Origin of the sequence: Mixta mediterraneensis, assembly GCF_014946725.1 — a bacterium.
Classification (GTDB): domain Bacteria; phylum Pseudomonadota; class Gammaproteobacteria; order Enterobacterales; family Enterobacteriaceae; genus Pantoea; species Pantoea mediterraneensis.
Genome location: NZ_JACFXY010000013.1, coordinates 75,482 through 97,648 on the forward strand (window position 1 = coordinate 75,482; position 22,167 = coordinate 97,648).

22 protein-coding genes, 1 tRNA gene and 2 pseudogenes are annotated in these 22,167 nt (G+C 47.2%); 9 read left to right on the forward strand and 16 right to left on the reverse strand.

Going from position 1 to position 22,167, the window contains the following annotated elements:
- Window positions 1-296: 296 nt before the first annotated feature.
- A tRNA-Phe gene (locus tag H2P46_RS19020) sits at window positions 297-372 on the forward strand.
- A gap of 280 nt (window positions 373-652) precedes the next feature.
- Here H2P46_RS19020 and H2P46_RS19025 read toward each other — a convergent pair.
- The 3 genes from H2P46_RS19025 to H2P46_RS19035 form a co-directional block, all read right to left on the reverse strand.
- Complete coding sequence (locus tag H2P46_RS19025) at window positions 653-1,618, reverse strand: tyrosine-type recombinase/integrase (protein ID WP_193406426.1); 966 nt, start codon at window positions 1,616-1,618, stop codon at window positions 653-655.
- 34 nt (window positions 1,619-1,652) lie between these two features.
- Window positions 1,653-2,054: a conjugal transfer nickase/helicase domain-containing protein gene (locus H2P46_RS19030; RefSeq protein WP_420846549.1), complete on the reverse strand. Its 402-nt coding sequence runs from the start codon at window positions 2,052-2,054 to the stop codon at window positions 1,653-1,655.
- Window position 2,055: 1 nt separating this feature from the next.
- Window positions 2,056-2,753, reverse strand: a protein-coding gene (locus tag H2P46_RS19035) for an IS1 family transposase (protein ID WP_338103662.1) whose coding sequence is annotated in 2 segments (ribosomal slippage) — window positions 2,056-2,504 and window positions 2,504-2,753 — 699 coding nt in all. Because the reading frame shifts where the segments join, the coding sequence is not laid out codon by codon here.
- 74 nt (window positions 2,754-2,827) lie between these two features.
- Between H2P46_RS19035 and H2P46_RS19040 the strand changes: the two genes are divergently transcribed.
- From H2P46_RS19040 to H2P46_RS19050, 3 genes are read left to right on the forward strand one after another with little or no spacing between them, the layout of a single operon-like run.
- A complete protein-coding gene (locus H2P46_RS19040) occupies window positions 2,828-4,036 on the forward strand; it encodes a conjugal transfer protein TraF (RefSeq protein ID WP_193406427.1) in 1,209 nt (402 codons plus the stop codon).
- Window positions 4,037-4,082: 46 nt separating this feature from the next.
- Window positions 4,083-4,622: a hypothetical protein gene (locus H2P46_RS19045; protein WP_193406428.1), complete on the forward strand. Its 540-nt coding sequence runs from the start codon at window positions 4,083-4,085 to the stop codon at window positions 4,620-4,622.
- A gap of 38 nt (window positions 4,623-4,660) precedes the next feature.
- Complete coding sequence (locus tag H2P46_RS19050; RefSeq protein ID WP_193406429.1) at window positions 4,661-4,942, forward strand: hypothetical protein; 282 nt, start codon at window positions 4,661-4,663, stop codon at window positions 4,940-4,942.
- An 804-nt stretch (window positions 4,943-5,746) separates the two neighbouring features.
- On the opposite strand, the gene H2P46_RS19055 is transcribed toward H2P46_RS19050, so the two are convergent.
- The 3 genes from H2P46_RS19055 to H2P46_RS23080 are packed head-to-tail and all read right to left on the reverse strand — an operon-like array spanning window position 5,747 to window position 10,067.
- Window positions 5,747-6,877, reverse strand: a complete 1,131-nt coding sequence (locus H2P46_RS19055; RefSeq protein ID WP_202987521.1) for a 5'-methylthioadenosine/S-adenosylhomocysteine nucleosidase family protein — start codon at window positions 6,875-6,877, stop codon at window positions 5,747-5,749.
- A 5-nt stretch (window positions 6,878-6,882) separates the two neighbouring features.
- Window positions 6,883-7,332, reverse strand: coding sequence for a response regulator (locus H2P46_RS19060; protein WP_193406431.1), 450 nt, complete (start codon window positions 7,330-7,332; stop codon window positions 6,883-6,885).
- Window positions 7,329-10,067, reverse strand: a complete 2,739-nt coding sequence (locus H2P46_RS23080) for a hypothetical protein (RefSeq protein ID WP_238939037.1) — start codon at window positions 10,065-10,067, stop codon at window positions 7,329-7,331. Before H2P46_RS23080 ends, H2P46_RS19060 begins: the two co-directional genes overlap by 4 nt.
- On the opposite strand from H2P46_RS23080, the gene H2P46_RS19070 reads away from it, so the two are divergent.
- Entirely contained in the window at window positions 10,047-11,015 is a 969-nt protein-coding gene (locus H2P46_RS19070) for an IS5 family transposase (RefSeq protein WP_193406432.1), read from the forward strand. The genes H2P46_RS23080 and H2P46_RS19070 overlap by 21 nt on opposite strands.
- Before the next feature lie 78 nt (window positions 11,016-11,093).
- On the opposite strand, the pseudogene H2P46_RS19075 reads toward H2P46_RS19070, so the two are convergent.
- The 9 genes and pseudogenes from H2P46_RS19075 to H2P46_RS19110 all read right to left on the reverse strand — a co-directional run bounded on the left by H2P46_RS19075 (window position 11,094) and on the right by H2P46_RS19110 (window position 16,992).
- Window positions 11,094-11,899 (reverse strand): annotated as a pseudogene (locus tag H2P46_RS19075) (IS5 family transposase).
- Between the two features lie 9 nt (window positions 11,900-11,908).
- Window positions 11,909-12,253, reverse strand: a complete 345-nt coding sequence (locus tag H2P46_RS19080; RefSeq protein ID WP_193406433.1) for a hypothetical protein — start codon at window positions 12,251-12,253, stop codon at window positions 11,909-11,911.
- Window positions 12,254-12,295: 42 nt separating this feature from the next.
- Complete coding sequence (locus H2P46_RS19085; RefSeq protein ID WP_193406434.1) at window positions 12,296-12,748, reverse strand: RipA family octameric membrane protein; 453 nt, start codon at window positions 12,746-12,748, stop codon at window positions 12,296-12,298.
- A gap of 717 nt (window positions 12,749-13,465) precedes the next feature.
- Window positions 13,466-14,173 carry a DNA methyltransferase family protein gene (locus H2P46_RS19090; protein WP_193406435.1) on the reverse strand — a complete coding sequence of 236 codons (708 nt, stop codon included), beginning with the start codon at window positions 14,171-14,173 and terminating at the stop codon, window positions 13,466-13,468.
- 129 nt (window positions 14,174-14,302) lie between these two features.
- Window positions 14,303-15,253, reverse strand: a complete 951-nt coding sequence (locus H2P46_RS19095) for a DUF1281 domain-containing protein (RefSeq protein ID WP_193406436.1) — start codon at window positions 15,251-15,253, stop codon at window positions 14,303-14,305.
- 96 nt (window positions 15,254-15,349) lie between these two features.
- Window positions 15,350-15,457, reverse strand: a pseudogene (locus H2P46_RS23085) (DNA primase); the annotation flags it as partial.
- Window positions 15,458-15,527: 70 nt separating this feature from the next.
- Complete coding sequence (locus H2P46_RS19100; protein WP_193406437.1) at window positions 15,528-16,139, reverse strand: hypothetical protein; 612 nt, start codon at window positions 16,137-16,139, stop codon at window positions 15,528-15,530.
- A gap of 78 nt (window positions 16,140-16,217) precedes the next feature.
- Window positions 16,218-16,526: a hypothetical protein gene (locus tag H2P46_RS19105; RefSeq protein WP_193406438.1), complete on the reverse strand. Its 309-nt coding sequence runs from the start codon at window positions 16,524-16,526 to the stop codon at window positions 16,218-16,220.
- 97 nt (window positions 16,527-16,623) lie between these two features.
- Window positions 16,624-16,992: a hypothetical protein gene (locus H2P46_RS19110; protein ID WP_193406439.1), complete on the reverse strand. Its 369-nt coding sequence runs from the start codon at window positions 16,990-16,992 to the stop codon at window positions 16,624-16,626.
- Between the two features lie 104 nt (window positions 16,993-17,096).
- On the opposite strand from H2P46_RS19110, the gene istA reads away from it, so the two are divergent.
- Both istA and istB read left to right on the forward strand, forming a co-directional pair.
- Entirely contained in the window at window positions 17,097-18,125 is a 1,029-nt protein-coding gene (gene istA / locus H2P46_RS19115; RefSeq protein ID WP_193403210.1) for an IS21 family transposase, read from the forward strand.
- Window positions 18,122-18,910, forward strand: coding sequence for an IS21-like element helper ATPase IstB (gene istB, locus H2P46_RS19120; RefSeq protein WP_193403211.1), 789 nt, complete (start codon window positions 18,122-18,124; stop codon window positions 18,908-18,910). The genes istA and istB overlap by 4 nt, the downstream gene beginning before the upstream one ends.
- 313 nt (window positions 18,911-19,223) lie before the next feature.
- On the opposite strand, the gene H2P46_RS23090 is transcribed toward istB, so the two are convergent.
- Window positions 19,224-19,493: a hypothetical protein gene (locus H2P46_RS23090; protein WP_238939038.1), complete on the reverse strand. Its 270-nt coding sequence runs from the start codon at window positions 19,491-19,493 to the stop codon at window positions 19,224-19,226.
- A 528-nt stretch (window positions 19,494-20,021) separates the two neighbouring features.
- Between H2P46_RS23090 and H2P46_RS19130 the strand changes: the two genes are divergently transcribed.
- Both H2P46_RS19130 and H2P46_RS19135 read left to right on the forward strand, forming a co-directional pair.
- Window positions 20,022-20,827, forward strand: a protein-coding gene (locus H2P46_RS19130) for an IS5 family transposase (RefSeq protein WP_193403474.1) whose coding sequence is annotated in 2 segments (ribosomal slippage) — window positions 20,022-20,372 and window positions 20,375-20,827 — 804 coding nt in all. Because the reading frame shifts where the segments join, the coding sequence is not laid out codon by codon here.
- A gap of 583 nt (window positions 20,828-21,410) precedes the next feature.
- Window positions 21,411-22,139, forward strand: coding sequence for a gluconate 2-dehydrogenase subunit 3 family protein (locus H2P46_RS19135; RefSeq protein ID WP_193406440.1), 729 nt, complete (start codon window positions 21,411-21,413; stop codon window positions 22,137-22,139).
- The last annotated feature ends 28 nt before the right edge of the window (window positions 22,140-22,167 follow it).

Genomic DNA, 22,167 nt, shown 5'->3' on the forward strand with positions numbered 1-22,167 from the left:
GGCCAGGCTTTTTAGCCGTGGCATCAGTATTGCTCTGCACACTGCAAATCTGCCGCCGGTCGCGGCACGGGGTGACAAGTCGCCAGACGTTAAGCCAGGCCAGAATCGCACCTTATTGTGTTGGTTAAGGAGAGGTTCGGTAATCAGGTTAACGTCTTTATGCACTGAAAATATACCGGGCAACGATCGCAATATTTCAGTGGCAGCCGGTGATTGATGGAAAAGGCGTCAGTCGAATTTATTTTTGTGAAAAGCGTTTGACGCTACAAGGGAGTTAAGGTTTAATGCGGCCCGTTGCCCGAATAGCTCAGTCGGTAGAGCAGGGGATTGAAAATCCCCGTGTCCCTGGTTCGATTCCGGGTTCGGGCACCAAACTTCAGAGCCTGTCTGTTAAGGGATGAGATCTTTAACAGGCATGACAATGTCCCTGACCGTCACCATGCAGCATGAGGCACTTCGTTCTGCATCTGAGGGTTTAGGGATTAAGAATCCGGATGGTGTTAGCGCACCATCCGGATTTCTCACATCCCAATAATTTCAGTTACAGGTATTTACCTTCTCATCGCTGCTATGTCAACGATCTGTAAAGGAAAACCGGCCTTTTTTTCCCTTTTAGATATCAAACCTTTATAAATTTGACTTAGGATTACTCCTAAGCTGCATACGCGGCTTCAAGGTTTCGCCTCAGGTTATCCATGTTTGCTTCGACATATTCCAGGGTTACCGCGACGCTGGAATGACCCAGCAGCATCTGGACATCATTCAGACTTCTCTCTGGCCGTTTCATCAGGTCTGTCGCTATTGTATGCCTGAACCTGTGTGGGCTGACATCACACTGGCACTCCCTAGACAGTCTCCTGAAAAAAGCCCTCATCGGGAGGTGATCCATGTTTTTCGCCCGGATAATCCTTTTCTTCTTGGGGGTAAACCGGTTGATGTTGAATAACTGTTCCCCTTTTTTGGCTCCCTTCTGGACAGACATAAGATACAGATGCTCAAGGCGTGGCATCAGCCGTGCGGTGATCGGCACACGATGCTCCCGGTGATTTTTAGAGCCTTCAGCCTGTAATTCAATGACGCCCAGTTTCAGATCCACATCACACAGCCGTATGTGCAGCAACTGATTCTGACGCATACCAGTGAACTTCAGTGTCTCAATGACCGTCATCCAGAACCAGGCGGGCTCAAGGGCGTTTGGCCGCGGATCATGAATACCCGTCTGCTCCAGCTCAATTTTCCTTTCCATGATTAAATCAATTTTCTTCATCTGCTCCCCGGAGAGTGTTTTTTTGCGTTTAATGTCGGGTTTAACAATCACCTGGTTAAACGGATTCTCTCTGGCTGAAATAAGTTTGTTCGTGATGGCATGATTAAATACTGCCCGCATATGGGCAACCTTGTTATTCCATGTCCGCTTGCTGGACATCTGTTCGTTCAGAACATACCGTCGCCATTTCAGAACATCCATTCGCGTTACATTTTCCGGAAGCATATTATCGCCGTAAAATTCCCGGAACGTTCTCACAACCTTTTTGTAGCTCCATTCAGTTGCACGACGAAGAACTTTATTGAAAAAATAGTCATCGAGAATTTTTTCAAATGTCATAATGTCTGCCATAATGACCTCGTAATATTAAATTAACCTCAGCAGATTATTTCTTCGCTGAAAGCCATATACTGTCCGCAGGACAGCTCCCTTTTTTAAAAATAATGTCAGCGTTAATCATGTAGCCTGACACTTTGGTAAAACGACCGCTTTTATCCGGCGTGTCGTATTGATGGTAATGGAATAACCCCCTACCATTTCGTGAATGGTGTACGTTCAGCGCCTCAAAACTTTTCTGCAGCCTGTCCTTATCTGTACCTCCGCCACCCACTGTTGAGGTGTGACGGTAAAAACAGGCCGGTGACACCAGAAAAACAAATTGCGCCAGAACGTGCAGCAGACTGTCCTTTTCATTGACGCTGAGCGTGCCGTCCTCAACGCTGTCCCTGACCCACTCCAGAAATAATGCACCGGCCTGTTCTCCCCGGGTTGTCGGTAATGACTCCAACTTACTGATAGTGTTTTATGTTCAGATAATGTCCGATGACCTTGTCATGCAGCTCCACCGATTTTGAGAACGACAGTGACTTCCGTCCCAGCCTTGCCAGATGTTGTCTCAGATTCAGGTTATGTCGCTCAATGCGCTGAGTGTAACGCTTGCTGATAACGTGCAGCTTTCCCTTCAGGCGTGATTCATACAGCGGCCAGCCATCCGTCATCCATACCACGACCTCAAAGGCCGACAGCAGGCTCAGAAGACGCTCCAGTGTGGCCAGAGTGCGTTCACCGAAGACGTGTGCCACAACCGTCCTCCGTATCCTGTCATACGCGTAAAACAGCCAGCGCTGACGTGATTTAGCACCGACGTAGCCCCACTGTTCGTCCATTTCAGCGCAGACAATCACATCACTGCCCGGTTGTATGCGCGAGGTTACCGACTGCGGCCTGAGTTTTTTAAGTGACGTAAAACCGTGTTGAGGCCAATGCCCATAATGCGTGCACTGGCGCGACATCCGACGCCATTCATGGCCATATCAATGATTGTCTGGTGCGTACCGGGCTGAGAGGCGGTGTAAGTGAACTGTAGTTGCCATGTTTTACGGCAATGAGAGCAGAGATAGCGCTGATGTCCGGCAGTGCTTTTGCCGTTACGCACCACGCTTTCAGTAGCGGAGCAGGAAGGACATCTGATGGAAATGGAAGCCACGCAAGCACCTCAAAATCACCATCATACACTAAATCAGTAAGTTGGGAGCATTACCAACTGATGAAAGGAAATAAATGATGAAATTATCGATGATTACACACGGGATCACGCTGGCGCTGCTGGTCACTGCCATGCCTGCTGCGCATGCAGCCGGCACCTGGACCGAAGCGCGTAATGACGCAATGGGCGGCACGGGTGTGGCCTCATCCGGTTACGCAGCGGCGGCCCTGGTTAACCCCGCCCTGATGACGCGCCATGCTGCCAGCGATGACATTGGCATTATCCTTCCGGATATCGGCGCGCAGGTCAGCGATCCGGATAATCTGCAGGACGGATTTGACCGCGTTAAAGACAGTTGGGATCGCCTGAGTGACGCTGCCGGCAGCGGAAACAGCGCAGCGCAGGCATCAGAGCTCAAGAAAGCCCTGCAGGATGTTTCGGGGAACAGCGGCCGGGCCAGCGCAGGGGTGTCGGCAGTTATTGCCATTCCGAATGACACGCTGCCCTTTGCTCTGGTGGTCAAAGGCTGGGGTCAGGCAAAAGCCAGTGCAGTGGTTACCGGACACGATCTGGCGTACCTCGATGCTGTACAGACCGGCATTTTCTCACCCAGCCAGGACGACCTTAACCAGCTGACTTCGCGTGCGGAGGGTGTGGCGGTGCTGGTCAGTGAATACGGACTTGCTATGGCTCATCAGTTCACGCTGGCCGGCACGCCGGTATCGGTGGGGATTACACCAAAATTCCAGCGTGTGGATACCTGGAACTACAACGTCTCCATCAATAACTACAGTACCTCCGACTTTCACAGCGGTGAGTGGAAGCGCTCCGAAACTGGCGGCAACGTGGATATCGGCTTCGCCGCACAGCTGACGCCGGAATGGATGCTGGGGCTGACCGGGCAGAATCTGATCTCACGGAATGTGGAGACCCGTGAGATCAACGGTCTGAAGGACACTTTTCAAATCCGCCCACAGGCCACTGTCGGTACATCATGGAGCAACGGCTTCATCACGCTGGCGACTGATGTTGATCTGACCCCTACCAGCGGCTTTGCCTCTGATGAAAAAGCTCAGTTTGCGGGTGTGGGTGCCGAACTCAACGCATGGGACTGGGCCCAGCTGCGCGCGGGCTATCGGGCAGACATGCGCAACAGCGACAACAACGTGTTTACCGCCGGTATCGGCATTTCCCCCTTTAACGTGGTCCATCTCGACCTGACCGGTATGGCCGGCACCGACCGCACTTATGGTGCGGCAGCTCAGCTCACCTTCACATTCTGATAATTCCGGGCTGCTACGTGCAGCCCGTCACTGAAAGGGTAATACCATGAAAAAAATGCGCTCTGCTGTCTCCTTTACAACTCTGTTATTAATGCTGACCGGCTGCAGCGGCAATACCCCCTTAAATGATCTCAGCCTCAGCAGCCTGAATTCGTTGCTTAATCCAGCCAGTCAGCAACCAGTAACTGAAAATGAAGAATCGACACCGCGTGACTTTGTGACCTGGACGTCAGGCACTGTTTCTGTTCCTGTGGATACGGCTGCCATGCGTCTGAAACAGCATTACGGGTTTGTATCGGACACCGATGTCGCCGCCGCGCGCAACAGCGGTCAGGGAAATGCTGGCTGGTCAGCATCAGCCATTTCAGAGGGCTCCAGTTGGGAGGCACAGCCGGGCAGCTACTACCGCATGAGCCGGAACTGGGCCGGAAATGACCGCCTGACGCTCGAAGTTCGGGGGAACAGTCAACAAAGCGCTATCACAGCGACCTATATATCTTCCAACCCGGAGCATCTTAAGAAAACCTGGACATCACGTCTGTGGAAACAAATTCCTGACGTTGCCAGAGGCAAAAATATTAAATAACTCTGATTAAAAAATCATTCTCAGTAACAGGAGTAATCATGTCAGAAGCTGAATCTCTTTATTTCCTCGCAAGTGTATGGCTGACCTGTATCACATTAATGATGCTGGCCCCTCTCTCTGAATTTGGGGAAGCCGGTGCGGTGGGGGCCATCATGGCACCACTGGTATCGGCTTTATCATACTTTGATCTGTTGCCTGCCGAACTGACTGAGTTTATGCGGGTCCCCGAGACATGGCTGACACCGGTTGTATCGGCAGGCATGTTTGTAATTACGCTCATTTTACTGTGGCTGCGCTCACGTTTTATTAAGGATTGTTAGGAGGGATAAATTTAAAATCCGAGATCTGGTTGAAAAATACATGACCAGTTTTGGTACTGAATGGCTTGCTATGTCCAAGTTCGGCTCACAAAAACACAGGCAATTTGTCAGGTTGGGGATGATATCGACCGTATCAGAAATTCAACAGGCAGGTTTTTGGGAGAACGGGGGATCTTAATTGAAGTGAAGTACTCAGGTTCTGATTTTATGGCAGACAATACGACATGCTCCCCGTTTTAGCATAGGTGATTACTTTTTTTCATGTATGAACCACGCATCATAAATGTTACCGATTTAACAGATAGATGGGGGATGATGAATGTCATTGTAAAGTTCATGGCTGGGCCGGAACCGTTCCTATAACTCGGCAGAACAGGCGTGATGCACCCGGGAAGTATGCCTGACCGCTGGCTGTACAATTAAACTACCAATCATTGATGCAGTCACGCTAAATATATTCTGCCGTAGCTCAGAATCAATCGTCAGTTTCTGTACAGAAGCCCCTCTGAACCTCGCCACAATGAAGGGACTTCATTCTGTTTTTTCCTTTAATGAGAAGTGGTATCGGTGGAATTAAAACATAACGCAATCTAGAAGCGATGCCCCCCGTGTAATTGAAATTAGCCAATGCACTAAAAATCCGGATATCAAAATTATCACTTCGAGAAAGGTTACAATGCTTGCGCAATAATGATTTCTTACCTGAAATAGCACCGTATCCGAAGGTTTGCAGCGATAGCCTGAAGTTTACACTAGGAGATGGGAATGTTGGGTAAGCCAGAAAGTTAAAAAATTGCATCAATATTACTGTGACAAAAAATGGTTCTTTATTGCCAAGATCATGAACTTTGCGGAAATATAGCATCCATATAAATGAAGGTCATCTGACTTATTTGAATCACAAAGGTCAACAACAGTTTTTGCACAAATACATGATGGTTTAGTAATAGATAGTTCTGCTGCACGATGAACGCCAAATACTTCCATATCCAGACCACTAGATTTTCTATGGAACGACTGTATCTCTGTTAATTTGCTTTCTTGTGAGATAACAGCTGAACCACTTGTAAAAACTGATAGTTTTGGTTTATGACTCTCAGTTGGACCTTTTAAGTTAGATCCACTTTCGAGTTCAACTAGAAAGTCGTCTCTATCAATCAATATACCAAGGTTTGTCAGCGTATTGTTGTCAGTCGGTACCTGATAAGCTTCTTGTCTAAATCCATCATCAGTCCATTTGCCTGCTTGGTATTCATAAGCCATTTTTGAAACTAATAACTGACCTAACTCTGCATTATCAGAAAACCCCCCACATATACCACTCATCCCAACTACTGATGGTTTATATCTATCAATGCAAACACCAGAAATAATTGAAGCATTTACCAGTCCCATTTCGGGCAGGAGGATAACAGATCCTTTAAGGCCATCAATATCAACATCGTAAAAATCAATGCCTCTCCGATTAACCTTTTTACCGCTTAGTAAGGTAATGTATGGATTGCGTTCTTCTCTTAATGCGCAAAAAATCAAAAAGTCAAAGGTGATGTTTTTCTTCAGTTGAATTAATAAATGCTCTAATGTGGATTGCCAACCTTTTTTATTTGAATAATCAGATAAAATACAGCCGTGGGATTCATAATACTCTCTAAGTAATGGGAATTCATCAGGGTAAGAACTTATTGCCAAAAGAAGAGACTCATGCTTACTCGATTTTATTATTGTTTCTAAAATGGCCCTTCCATTTTGAGAGGCTTCTCCTTTGTCAAAGTTGGGAAGTTTTAGATCAATAATGAATAATCCAATATCTTTATTTAGATTTGTCGTGAAATCCGTCATGCTTTCTGCAATAACTATATCTTTTTCAATAACCCCTTTAGAAATAAGAAATTCAAAAATATTTCTTTTTTTCGATTTATCATCTTCAATAAGCATTATCTTCATGCATGCTTTCTCAGGATTGAAATTATTCTCTGTAAAATTGGCTTTGATTTATATGTATACAAAACAGCACCAATCATTATTTGATTGTATTTCTCTTCAACTACTTTAGGGGAGTTTTGTAGCTTGACTTTTACTCCACCTATATAAAAATCAGGATATTGAGTAACAATCATTACTTTAGTCTTTTTTCGACTAGCCTTTAATGCTCTTAAAACCTCAATCCCGCCTTGAGCTTGGTCATGGCCTTTTTTCTTATCGGTAGAGTGATCACTAAAAGTTGACAAAGCCATATCCAATATAATTAAATCATTATCATTTGACCTAACCGTTAGAACTGCATCATTAACACAATCTACAATTTTGGGTTCAATGTCATAGACACTCTTGATGCATTGTACTAACTCGTCCCTCTTATGAATCTCATCTTCGACCAGAAGTATTCTCATTCTGCCACACCACTATTAGTTGGATTATCATCAGTTGCTAATTCAGCATGAATTGTAAACCCTAATGTTAATTCATTTTCAGACTTATTACATTTAAATATCATGGTTTGAACTCCCTCGCTCACCCTTGTAATAAATTTTATTTTCTTTATTCCAGAGTAACCTTCAGTAACCATATCCTTACCATCCTCTTCGGCACTGATTGCTTTTTCAATTCTATCCTTAGATTTCTCCATTTTTTCTTGTGATACTTTAGATGTTATATCTATTGTCACTGACTCTAACACAGATTCGGAATCATTCTTTTTAGCATTTACATTTACCTTTATAATAGTGTCATCCTCTCCATGCTTATGTGCATTTTGAAGCAGCACAGCAAGACAATCATAGAGGCGATGTACACTAATCCCAGTATATTTATTATCGACTGCCTCACCATTAAAATCGATTTTATTCTTCCTGTTGAGTTCAAGAAGAATAATTGTGCAAAGGTTTCTGATTGAAGCAGAAATGAAACCTGTCTCTGGGACTTGAAACCAATCAGATACTTTAACAAAAACCTCATTAACAGCCTCGTGCAATTCAGCCACTATCTGTGACTCTCCAGCGCTATGATTTACTGTAAAATGTTTATCAATAGAATCTTTTGCTTCTTGAAGAAGAGTTGTTCTAATGAATCGAGCTGCATTCTCCAGTTGAGGAGTTATTTGTTTCCAGCAGAATGCAATAATAAGGTCGTTAAGCAACTCACTTCTGCCAGTAGAACGCAACGTATTAGTTAAAAGGCGTATATTTTCGATTGTAGCAGGATCATCGATATCTATTACTGCATTAAATAAAGAGTTGCTTGCTCTAAACTGAAGGTATTCTCTTCTTAATTTATCCACAATAGCTTTATATGAAGAAAGCCATGACGCGACAGTTCTCTGCATTTGCAGATTAGCTAATACTATCCTGTGCTCAGGTTTTCGTAATACAGAATCAACAGTGTCTGTAGTTACACCATCTAAAGTGTTGTGTCTAATTCGCCTTCCTAAATATGACTGAATGCCAAATTCATTATTTAAGCAAAATTGCTCGAAAGCATCCTTTGCAATTTGAGGGATTAGATAATCGCCTCTGTTAATTAATTGTATGTACAAAACATTTGATTCAATACCATCTTTAGTTGAAGGTGTTGATATTATTGCTTCAGATTGACTGTAGAGTGAACGATATTGCTCGGTCGACATAGTCGGGTTGCTGTCTAACCACTTTTTCATTGAAACACTATCGACATATATTCTGCTGCTGTCAAAATACTTTTGAAGTATCGATACTTTTTCTCTAGTGATAATTGACTCTGCTTCGATAATGTATTCAATTTGATTGAGCTTTTTTCCAACCAGTTTCAAAATATCACATCTTATGCTAGAGGCATCTGAAGCATTTAAAACTAAACCATACATTTTCTCGAGAGTAACCTCATCGAGTGATACAACTATATAACTAGCAATCGCTGGACTTTTCTCTAGTAAATCAGATATGAAACTTACAATTGAACCGTTGAATTTTTCCTTAACATAGGAAATAAAATCCCCTCGAAACTCGAAGTCAACATCGGGATCTGCTGATTTTTTTCTATACAACGCTAGAGTAAGAACAGTAACCAGGCTCTTGGTTTCCTCTGGAGCAGTTAAATATATAGTAGTTATCTCATCTTCGGTTAGTAATGTATCAAGTCTTAAAGTGTGCTCGAATATAAACTTGATGTTTTCACCTGAGAGTAACAATAAGTTACTTTTATTTTTTATGATCTTTAAAAACAAGTAAGTTCTATAGAATGTATCTAGCGAAATTGTAATTGAACCTTTTACCTCTTCACCGTCATCAGATAATAGTAATTTTTTCTCCTCGTGAAAATCATCCAGAAAGGAGCATTGCTTGTTTTCTATTTCACTCAAAAGTCTATTGCCAATAACCTTATCCAGTTTGTTTCTATATAACGCTAGATCTTTTCTCTCAAGGAATGCCGCAGCATTTCTATATAAATCCAAAGAAAAATCACCATCCTCATTAAGTGAATGATAGTAATCAGTTACTATTGAAGTTTTTTCTATTGTGGCGGTGAATGATAGTAATTCATGCAGGCAATTTTGAAATTCGGCGCTAAGTCTATTTCTTAACTCATTTTTTGCATCTTCAAATTCATCATCCAAATTAAATATTACTATAATTGAATAAATCGTATCCAGGAGGGCGGACTCCGATGCTCTAAGTAAGTAATCTGATAAATCACCCATTGATACTGGAGTAGGTATAAAGTTATTTAGTGAGATTGCTTTGCGTATATTTCCATTTACTTTCCCGATCAATGCACTAACTCTTCTCCTTGCAACTACAAATAATGATATTCTTGAATTTAAGTTTTCAAGAGCACTGAAATGAAATCCTGGCCTTTCTCTGTGCTTAAATTCATCTTCTATTTGCGTTGCTATTTTTAGTTCTGAAGATGATAATTCCCTTGCGCTTCTCAAATACGCTAGCTTATATGATAGGAAGTTTGAAGCTCCATGTTCCTCACCATATTTCAACATCAAATTAAGAGCGGTAATTGTATCAAGTTGGTTAATGGATGACAGGGACTTTATAATTCCCAAAGCCTCAATCGCTGACTTTTCTACTGAATTAACATATCCAACCGGCTTTGTTGAATAAATCGAACTTTTGCTGAGTTGAAGGATCAGATCACGCATCCTCCCGACAACACAGACCGTTCCGTGGCAAAGCAAAAGTTCAAAATCACCAACTGGCCCACCTACAACAAAGCCCTCATCAACCGTGGCTCCCTCACTTTCTGGCTGGACGATGAAGCGACTCATGCCTGGTATGAGTCGGCAACGCCTTCATCACGGGGAAGACCTCAGCGCTATTCTGACCTTGCCATCACCACCGTCCTGATGATTAAACGCCTGTTCCGGCTGACCCTGCGGGCTGCGCAGGGTTTTAATGATTCCATTTTTGCCCTGATGAACGTTCCGTTGCGCTGCCCGGATTACAGCAGTGTCAGCAAGCGGGCAAAGTCGGTTAATGTCTGTTTCAAAACACCCACCCGGGGTGAAATCGCACACCTGGTGATTGATTCCACCGGGCTGAAGGTTTTTGGTGAAGGCGAATGGAAAGTCAAAAATCACGGCAAAGAGCGCCGTCGTACCTGGCGGAAGCTGCATCTGGCCGTTGACAGCAGAACACATGAAGTCATCTGCGCGGACCTGTCTCTGAACAACGTCACGGACTCAGAAGCTTTCCCGGGTCTTATCCGGCAGACACACAGAAAAATCAGGGCAGCCGCAGCAGACGGCGCTTACGACACCCGACTCTGTCACGATGAACTGCGGCGCAAGAAAATCAGTGCCCTCATCCCGCCCCGAAAAGGAGCGGGTTACTGGCCCGTAGAGTACGCAGACCGTAACCGTGCAGTAGCGAATCAGCGGCTGACCGGGAGTAATGCCCGGTGGAAATGGACAACAGATTACAACCGTCGCTCGATAGCGGAGACGGCCATGTACAGGGTAAAGCAACTGTTCGGAGGTTCACTGACGCTGCGTGATTACGATGGTCAGGTAGCAGAGGCTTTGGGCATGGTGCGTGCGCTGAATAAAATAACGAAGGCTGGTATGCCAGAAAGCGTGCGTATTGCCTGAAAACCCGGTCAGCTACAGAGTCACTCGTCCTGAAGCTGATTTATTCAACAAAGCCTATCCAACCATATAACTAAGAACCTATCCCAAAAGGATTTTATTCCAGACAATGATGCTGCAAGCAAAATGCAGCATCGCCTCGTAGTTTTCGACTTTCTTCTCCCATCGCGTCAGTATGCGGCGAAAGCGATTCATCCAGCTATGCGTTCTTTCCACAACCCAACGATGAGCCCTGAACTCGCTGTTTTTAATTGCCTCAGACTCCTCTTTCCCCGACTGGATATGAGGTTCATAACGACGAGCTTTCAAACAAATTTCCACCCATTCAGCCTCATAGCCTTTGTCCATACACAGATGCAGCCTGCGACCCGGCCTGCCGGTCTGTAGCGCGTCCAGCGTATCTTCAACCAGTTTTATGTCGTGGGTATTTGCCCCTGCGACAGCCAGCGAGAGCGGAAGCCCGTTCCCGTCGGTCATCAGGCTCCGCTTTACTCCCTGCTTCCCCCTGTCAGTCGGGTTGCGACCTGTTTTTTTGAGCCTGCAAGGGGCGATTTTGTCATGCAGCCATCCATCGACAACCATGACCAGTCAATGGCATCCCGCTTCTCGCAGGCAAGCAGCCCGTTTTGCCAGAAGCGTTCAAATACTCCAGCATCCCGCCATTCCTGAAAGCGGCGGTGGGCTGAGCTGGATGAGCAAATATCCGTGGCATTCAGGGCATTCCATTGGCAACCGGTTCTGAGCACAAAGAAAATGGCGTTCATTGCGGCACGATTATCAACACGTCTACGATGCGTGCCCAGCGGATGGTGGGTTTTATGTTCCGGGAGAAGTGGAGCCATTTTCTCCCAGAGTTCATCGCTGATCTGCCACTTGTTGCCCGCCATACTTCGCCCTCAAAAATTGCCATTATTTACGATCTGACAATTCCTTTTGGGATAGGTTCTAAGCTCTTCTTGCCATGATAATGGTGAGCATGAAATCATAGTGTATAATTCACTGCTTGTAGGCTTCTCATCAGTTTTCAGAATACCATATAATCCTTTGATTGCAGAACCGATGACCAGGCAGTCAGACAGGCTGTTATTTTTTCTCAACTTATCAAGCTCATGGTTATTCAAATTCCCTTTATTAATATATCCCCTCAAAAGGTTCCTTTTCTGCTTGTTTTTCACTCTTGAAATTATATTCAAAACTTTCGAGCGGTTATCGGATTTTTTTTGCCAGTATGTATAATTCATCTTTTTATTCCATTATGAGGTTTTACAGTTTCATATAATCGGCTACTGAAATGCTTTAACCGCGAGTGGTGAAATTATAAATATAAAGCCAACATTGGTAAGGATGTAGAATGCCAGTCTGAAGCACTTGCCATAGCTCCACATGGAAAAAATATTTACATTTAGATGAGGGGAGGTTGCATCTTGAGTAAATATTTTCACTGCTGGTTTGTCAAAGCAAGCTTCTATTTCCTTTAAAGCTAACTCGGCATTCTTTATTAAAAATGAAACCCTGGCATCTAATTTGTAAAAAATAAGAGTCATGAATGAAATAAAAAAACCAAATACTGATGTGAGATAAACTAACTTTCCACTTTGTTGTAAGCACGCCCCCCCTCCAGCTACTAAAAGTGTGGTGACTGTAATGTAAAAATTAAACACTGTCATTCTCTGCTGAGAATGTAACTCGAAATACTTCCAGGCGTGCTCGAATGCAATACTATATTCTTCTTTCATTTTTTCTGGTATTTTTTATGGGTGGTGATAATGTAATGAGTATTGACCAGTTTTCAGTGAATTATGCATGGTGAATACACTCTAAAAAACTCTTTCATGTAACTTAAAGTTCAAGACTTAATCTTCTTACTATTAAGTCTCATTGATGATGACCAGATAAACCATTCATTAACTATAGTGATGAATGCTACCCATATTACATCGAAATAACATCTTATTTTAACTTCAGTATTAATTAATGGCTAATGAACATTAATTCAGGAATAAATAATTGTAATACAAATCAGTTTCCACTGAATTATTCCAAGCAGGCGGAGGTGCGTAAGATTGAGGTGAATTATAGCCAGAAGCGCGGCATTATTAGCATATATTCACTCTGCAGAGTGAGAATACAGAGACCATCTTTATCGGGGTGGGGATATACATATGGTGTTTCAAAAAAAGAAAGAGTTATTATGGTAATATATTTACGCTATTTTCTTTTATGCACGCTACCGCCCTCAGATTCATTAACTCAAATCAGACTTGGGGAAAGAATGGATATGTTACCTTATTTTACGTTCCTTTCAATAGTTCAATCAGATAATTCTTGGATTGAGAAGGGGTAAGGTTTATATCACTATCTTATGCAAACAAAGAGTACCTATAAATCTATTGACGGTCTGACCTGGAGTTGCCCCCGCTAAAACAGACCCTGAAAGGGTCTGTCTGGTTGTGCTAACAGGTTGCAGGAACATGGTTTATTTTTTTAGCCTGACTACGGTGTTGCAGCCTCCTTGACCAGCCTGCCCAGTAATGGGTTGGCGTCCTGAGTACCCGGCGGCGCTCGTCACTCAGAGCGTTTCCGATTACTACTTCGCCAGCAACCCCGCACAGTGATAACTGTATGTACGCCATCCCTGCTGCCAGCGGATCGATATCGGTTGCAGACACCCATAAATAACGATGAGGAGAGTAGCCTGCCTCACGCAAAACAGAGGCAAGTGCCAGCGCCATACAGCCGGCGCCACAGGCTGGTTCAGAAAGTGTGATAAATGGCTTGTCTCTGAAATTTTCTTCGACATTGCCGAGCTGCATTCTGGCCATCATCACACCGATGCTCCAGGGGGTAAAAAACTGACCACGGTATTTATCGCCCATCTCCAGCTGCATAAAGATCCGGCCAAGAAAATCACTTGGCTCCTGCTCAAGGCCATGAACAACATGGGCCAGCAGATGCGCCATGTTCTCCACGTCAGGCTTTTTATACCGGGACACGATGCGCAAATACTTCTGTTCGCGCTTTTCGCAGAACTGAAGGCGATTTTCCAGTGCGATGACGCTGCAACTGATGAAATCTTCAAACACTTGGGGCCGGCGGTGGTAACGTGCCGTCCGGCTGAAGAGTGAAAGAAAGGCCTTTTCGTGATTTATGATTTTTTTCATGCGTGCTGCTTCCTCAGGCAAAGGGAACACGCTCCCGGAGGGAAACGATGTTCCCTTCAGGGTGAAAAAACGGCCACAGCTTTCGCTGCGGCCGGTCAGTGAAGCCGGATAAACCGGCTCTGGTCTGTGTTATGCGCGGATACTGCCGTAGTGCGCTACTGTTGCAGCGGGCACAACAGCCGTTTCCGGCGTCACCAAGTACATGCGTGCCCCGTCTCCGGATGCTGTCTGCCGCAGTTCCTCTGTCGGGTATGGACCACTGTCAACATGGTCACCACGATCAAAGCAGTTGTAACCTGACGTGCCGGCATCCGGTGAAATCCAGTAGTGTCGGATTTCACAGTCAAACAGCTGTGACAGCTCGCCCATGACCTCACCTGACGGTGGATACCAGGGGGACGTAAAGCTCAGCGAAAGTGAACTCACGTCATCGCGGCTCCAGTTGGCCTGATGGCCTGCCGTGAACTCCATGCCAAAGAGCTGCATGTAAAGTTCTGACGACGAACTGAGCCCGGTGAACAGGCCACTTTCGCCATTCAGCTCCGTGGCCAGACGTGACGGCATCACCATCAGCATGTCACAGGGACAGGTTGTATCAGGCATAATGCTCAGCCATTCCCAGAGCTCCTGCGGATCAAACTGACCGCCTGCACCGGCAACGCCAAACCAGTCGGCATAGTGCACAACCATCAGCTGCACCATTATCTGCCGCGCTGAAAAGGGAATCGCTTCCCATTTCAATGCATCGATGCCGGACTGCAGCCAGATTTTATCCATGCGGGAGATCGTCCTGGTATCAAGCCAGGCATCCTGTTCCAGCAGTTCGAGAAAGTGCTGAAACGCCTGGTTGGTAGAAATCTGCGCGCCCGTGCCGGATGCGGTCAGCATCGGATACGGTGCGTACTCCACCGCCCTTACGGGCTTAAGTATGCCGGCACAGCCGGCGAGGAACAGCTTTATGGCCTGCCGGATGGCATGCCGATAGAGCGGTTTTTCCGTGCCGGCAATCCAGGGCTGCATCACATCGAGGCAGACGGATTTACCAGTGATTTCCAGACGGTTATGGCACCATGAAAACATTGTGAAACTCCTCTTGTCGGTTAAAACGAAAAGAGGACATCTCCCTGAGGAAGATGCCCTCAGGGGGATGATGGCGGCCGGAGCCACCGGGTCAGGTTATGCCGCCTGTTCCGTATTCCGGTTCAGGGGCTCAGGTAAATATTCCGAGGCTTCCCGGGCGAAACGACAAGCACGGAAAATCGCGCGTTTGTCTTCACGAAGGGCTGGTTCCTCGAAGGCGTACACAGAGTCACCACCCGGTGGCGGACGATGCGCCACCGGTGAGTGAAAAAAATCAGTAATAACGTAAGGACCCGTCGGACATCACCGAACGGATACGGTCACGTACGCTCGCGACCGCACGGTCAAACCTCTCCCGGTCAGCGGGTTTCGCCCGTTTTGAGTCCAGGCGTATCACCTGGTCCAGAACACGCCATGCCTGTGAACGCCAGCTGAGACGTTCAGCATCACCCACGCAGGCATGGTAGTGGCGTAACGACTGGTCATAAAGCCACTCTATCCGGTCACGGTATTCGCCCACCGGCACATACACTTTCAGTGGCGGCCGGGTTTCTTTACGAAGTGTCAGCGCGTTATTCAGGTCACTGATAACGGGCTTAATGAGCAGGTCATGATGGTCATCCAGCACGGCATCAAACATGCTCTGCGCCATAAAGGTCTGAAAGGAAAATTCCCGTTCGGGTATCAGTGTGTCGGCAAGTGCAGACCAGTCTGCATCCTTTGACGAATTGCAGCCTGCAGCCCAGGCTTTCATCCACTCTCCCGGACGTTTGTCATCCGGTACGCGGATATAAATCCCCTGGTTCTTTTCAAGTATCAGCGGGCGCTTCATACCCAGGTTCTGTGTAAACAGCGGACGAAGCTCATAAGAAGTAAAACGGATCATATTTCCTCCGGAGAAAAAGGAGGAAACCTCCCCTGGAGGGAAGGTCCCTCCGGGAAGTGTTAATCAGTCAGAACTGATTCAGTCGAAGCGGTAACGCAGCCCGGCCATCTGCTGCGCCATCTGCCGGCCTGCCCGTAAAGCCTTACGGGCGGAGGCAAACTGACCGGTGCTGGCCTGTTGCTGGTACTGCCAGTCACGCGAACTGTAGCCCGTTCTGCGTGTAATTATGGCGGTAAAACCGCCTTCAGACTCAACGACACCGGCGCGGAAACTGCTGTAACCGCTGCGGTTGGTGAACCATTCGGCCTGCTGCTGCCGCATTGCCTCTGAAAGGCGACTGAGAGCATGCGTGGAACGGTTGATAAGTAACAGTATTATACTGCTCATGGTTTTCTCCTTGATGAATGCGGAGAAAACCATCACCGCAGATGCAGGGAGGTTTATCCCCGCATGGGTTGGTACACCAGTGATAAGCTGGCTTTACTCAGAAAGCAGCTTCGCTGTTTTCCATCATAATAAGCCACTCTTCGTCTTCAACCGCCCGGTTGTAAAAGTACGTCCAGACGGCTTCGTTCAGTTTCCGTCCCTTCTCACAGAGACGGTCAAACATCTCCTGCCATGAAGGCGGAACCTCGCCGCGCACCGACAGCTCTGCGAGCTGCGCTGCCACATCGCCCAGTTTCCAGTCTATGCTCCGGAAACTGTCATCGTCCGATTCGTCAACAAGGCCAAGACGCTGAAGGGCATCGATCATCATGAGATTACCTTCCGCTCTGGCCAGTTCGATGCGATGAGAAGTCCGCTCGTTAGCTAAAATGTGGAACAGTTCTTCTTTGGTAAATGAGTCTTTCATGGTGGATTCCTTTGAGAATTGTCGCTACCGATGTAAAACTGGCCCACCTGCCGATGTAAATCTGACCCACCTAGGGTAAAAATGGCAGTTTTAAGGCACTGCCAATGATGACATTGGAGACCAGAGTGGAGATTAGTGTTTTACACCGTCAGGGCATGTCGATACGCGCCATCGCGCGCCAGCTTTCATGCTCTCGTGAGACCGTTCGCAGATATATTCGTAGCCCGCTGCCCGTAGCGGATATGCGCTACAAGCCTCGCGCACCCAGCCCCTGCAAGCTTGACCCGTTCAAGACCTATATCCTTGAGCGCGTGGCCGCTGCCAGGCCCCTCTGGATACCCGCCAGTGTGCTGCTGCGCGAGATCCGTCAGCGTGGTTACGAGGGTGGTTACAGCATGCTGACCGCTTTCCTGCACCCCATTAAGCAGCCCGTCACTGAAGAGGTAACACGCTTCGAGACCGAGCCTGGCTTTCAGATGCAAGTTGATTTCACCATCATCAGACTCGGTCATAACCCATTGCTGGCCTTTGTCGCCACGCTGGGCTGGAGCCGCGCGACTTTCGTCAAGTTTTACAGCAACCAGGACTCCGCTGCCTGGTGTGACGGCATTGAGTCTGCGCTCAGGTTCTTCGGCGGGACGCCGCATCAGCTGCTGTTCGACAACGCCAAGGCCATCATCATTGAGCGCGATGTCTACGGCCCCGGTAAGCATCGCTGGAACCCGCAGTTGATGCACGTCGCCGAGAAGTATGCCTTTACTCCCAAGGTCTGCCGACCCTATCGCGCCAAGACCAAGGGTAAGGTTGAGCGGTTTAACCATTACCTCAAGAACAGCTTTATCGTGCCTCTTACCGCGACCTTCCGGCAGGCCGGGCTGGTACTGGATGTACCTGCTGCCAACACACGCATCGGCGAGTGGCTGGTCACCGTCGCGAACACACGAGTGCATGGCACCACAGGCGTACCGCCTGAGCAGCGCATGCCGCGCGAGCGTGCTGCGCTATTGCCGTTACCGAAGGTCACGTTGGCATTGCCTGCACCTGTCCCAGCGCTCAGCCAGCGTCCGGTGCCGACCGAGAGCCTGCAACATCCTCTGGCAACGTACCAGGCCTTGCTCGAGGTGCCAGCATGAACCTTCAACATGATCGTATTGCCGCGCTCTGCGAGCAACTCAAGCTCGACCGCCTGCCGGCAGAGTGGCCGGGTGTGGCACAGGCGACCATCGACAACAGCGGCACGCATGCCGACTTCCTGGAAGCCGTTTTGCAGCTCCAGCATGATGGCCAGAACGAACGGCGTCGCCAGACCATTTTGCGGTTATCAGGCCTGCCGGTGATAAAAACACTGGAGCAGTTCGATTACGCCTATGCCAGTGGCGTTCCACGAAGTCAGATCCAGGAGTTGGCGGGTCTGACATTTATCGAACGTCAGGAGAACGTTGTCCTGCTCGGGCCTTCTGGCGTCGGCAAAACGCACCTGGCGACCGCCATTGGCTATAAGGCCGCGATGGCGGGTTTAAGCATTCGGTTCATTACCGCCGCCGACATGATGCTGCAACTGATGGCGTCACATCGTCAGGGTGACCTGAAGGGCTACCTGAACCGCGTCGTAGGTAAACCTAAGCTGTTGATCATCGACGAAGTGGGATATCTGCCGTTCGGTAAAATGGAGGCGAACCTGTTCTTCCAGGTAGTCGCTAAACGGTATGAGTCAGGCAGCGTGATCCTGACCAGCAACCTGCCGTTTACGCAGTGGTCCGGAACGTTTGGTGATGACGAGACACTGACGGCAGCGATGCTGGATCGGCTGCTTCACCATGCGCATATCGCCCAAATCAGCGGCCAAAGCTATCGACTGAAAGATAAGCTGAAAAGCGGTCAACTCCAGAAGAAAACGAAAGCAACAACGCTCGAATGATTCAAAGGGGGTGGGTCAGTTTTACTTTGGCAGGGTGGGTCAGAATTCGATCGGTATTGACAGAGAATGACGGAACCCATCCCTGACGGGAACTGAGTTCCCTTAAGGGTGAGATGAATGCCTGACTCAGTCAGACGTAATCAAAGGTTGATCAGCAGGGTACAAACGCATCTGCCTGAGACTTCCGCGCTTCCCGGAAACCGTCATGGCATCCTTCCTGCCACCGGGTGGCATCAAACTCCAGTCCGGTTCTGGTTAAATACCTGAGTAATGCACGGGGACAGCGTTTCTTCATACCGTGGTACTGACGGTCTCAGAAGAAATAGGCGGCCTGGTAAACGCTGCACTCAGTGAGCATCTTTGCTTCCGCTTCATCTTCAGCCGGAATAAAAGCTCTGGCACGCTTCAGCTCATCAGCAATCAGGCACAACGCCTCTGCGTCTGCTCTGAACCGGAAAAACCAATCTGACAGTCGCGAGCGGGGTGCACATGAATGCAGTGTGCGTTCAGTAACGATGAAAAAAAAATGAATAATATCGAGTAAATGCATGGTTGCTTCTCCGGGATTCAGGGAAACAACCACCCTGTACGGGAAGCGTTTTCCCGTGGGATGAAAATCTGGAAGATGAGTTGAATGGACCTTAACCTGGTTATTAGGTCCCTGTTTGCAAAGGTTAACAGGTTTGAACCGCCCGAAAGCGCCATCTCTCAGGTTGTGATGACATTGGCATGTGATTACCCGAAGGCGTTCCTCTCAAATCACCGGAACATTGGCAGTTGTCATGATGACAACGGTTAGCGAATTAATCGTACACAATTCCTTCATCTCCGGCAATAGTGTCAACGCAAAGAGGGCTTCACCTTGTAATCTAAGCCCGGGTGATGAGATCTTCAGATGTAATTCCCATACTGTCATGAGTGTTTCTCATTAATAAACCATTTCGGCGATTGTAGATATATCAGTGGTTAGATCAAAGTTGTCAGCGATACCAGTATCTGCCCATAGCTACAATCTCAAAACACAGACCCAATAACAAAATGGTCGATTCTTAGAACCTATCCCAAAAGGAATTGTCAGATCGTAAATAATGGCAATTTTTGAGGGCGAAGTATGGCGGGCAACAAGTGGCAGATCAGCGATGAACTCTGGGAGAAAATGGCTCCACTTCTCCCGGAACATAAAACCCACCATCCGCTGGGCACGCATCGTAGACGTGTTGATAATCGTGCCGCAATGAACGCCATTTTCTTTGTGCTCAGAACCGGTTGCCAATGGAATGCCCTGAATGCCACGGATATTTGCTCATCCAGCTCAGCCCACCGCCGCTTTCAGGAATGGCGGGATGCTGGAGTATTTGAACGCTTCTGGCAAAACGGGCTGCTTGCCTGCGAGAAGCGGGATGCCATTGACTGGTCATGGTTGTCGATGGATGGCTGCATGACAAAATCGCCCCTTGCAGGCTCAAAAAAACAGGTCGCAACCCGACTGACAGGGGGAAGCAGGGAGTAAAGCGGAGCCTGATGACCGACGGGAACGGGCTTCCGCTCTCGCTGGCTGTCGCAGGGGCAAATACCCACGACATAAAACTGGTTGAAGATACGCTGGACGCGCTACAGACCGGCAGGCCGGGTCGCAGGCTGCATCTGTGTATGGACAAAGGCTATGAGGCTGAATGGGTGGAAATTTGTTTGAAAGCTCGTCGTTATGAACCTCATATCCAGTCGGGGAAAGAGGAGTCTGAGGCAATTAAAAACAGCGAGTTCAGGGCTCATCGTTGGGTTGTGGAAAGAACGCATAGCTGGATGAATCGCTTTCGCCGCATACTGACGCGATGGGAGAAGAAAGTCGAAAACTACGAGGCGATGCTGCATTTTGCTTGCAGCATCATTGTCTGGAATAAAATCCTTTTGGGATAGGTTCTAAGCGTCAGGCTCAGCAACGTTATTGCCTGGCGTTTTAATCGAAAGGGAATAAGCGGTTTATTCCGGTTTAGATCACAACCCGATTATTTACCGTTTGCCAGGCGATAAAAGTAAATATAATGTTGCTAATGAGAATAGTTATCTTGTATGGAAGTATGATTTTTATTTATCGGTTATTTTTCGCGATTATTACATTACGGAAATAATTGCGGGTGTTATTTATACAATATTGTCTTGTTCCCCGATGTTTGTGCGGTTTTTAGTTAAATTCCTGCCTCGATAGTCCGTTACCTCGCTGTAACCTAAGCGCAACAGTTGATTAAATTTCACTATAAAATAAATAGTATTTATTTTTTACATTTAGAAATGCCTATATCCCTAATATTGCCAGCTTATTAACCGATATATTTCGTCATTCACATAATTATTACTTTTATCCGGCATTATCCTGATTGCAATGGGTTGGCTTATTCTGTTTTCCCTGCGTCTTACTTCAGTAAGGTTATGGGGCACAAAATGATACTTTTTTGTAAAAAGGTGACTGTTTGGGTATCTGGCAGATGAGAGTCGTGCGGCTATGCTTCTTCAAAAACCCACCACCAGACGTAAATTTCTGCTGGGTTCATTATTGGCTTTGCCATTAAGTGACCTGGTATTTAAAGGAATAACTGCAGCGCAGGCCGCAGAAATGGCAGCACCGGAATTAGCTGATTACAAACCCATATTCTTCAGTGCTGAAGAGTGGCAATTTATTTTAGCGGCCACCGATCGTTTGATTCCGGCGGGCGGCAAAGGTAAAGCGCCGGGCGCACTGGAAACCAACGTACCCATTTTTATCGATCAGCAGCTGCACAGCGAAGAATTTGGCAGCGAAATCTATCTACAGGGGCCGTTTAACGTGCACGCACCTGCTACGATGGGTTACCAGATTCCTTTCCGGCCACAGCAGATGTACCAGACGGGCATCAAACTGGTTAATCAGTGGGCGCAGAGCACCTATCAAAAACCCTTCCATGAGCTTTCTGAGAAAGAGAAAGACGACGCGCTGACCGGGATCAACAAAAATACTGTCGACTTCGCAGCGTTGGGTGAAGCCAACCTGAAAGCGTCGCAATTCTTTAACCAACTGCTTTCCGATACCAAACACGGTTACCTCGCCGATCCGATGTACGGCGGCAATAAAGGTATGAAAGCCTGGATTGCCATCGGCTTCCCCGGTGCGCGTGCCAGCTTCACCGAATGGGTGAAACAGCACAACGTTCCGTATCCGCTAGGCCCGGTTAGTGTGAAGGGCGAACGCGCTTAACCGCGCATTCCGAATCAGGTATTTGAAA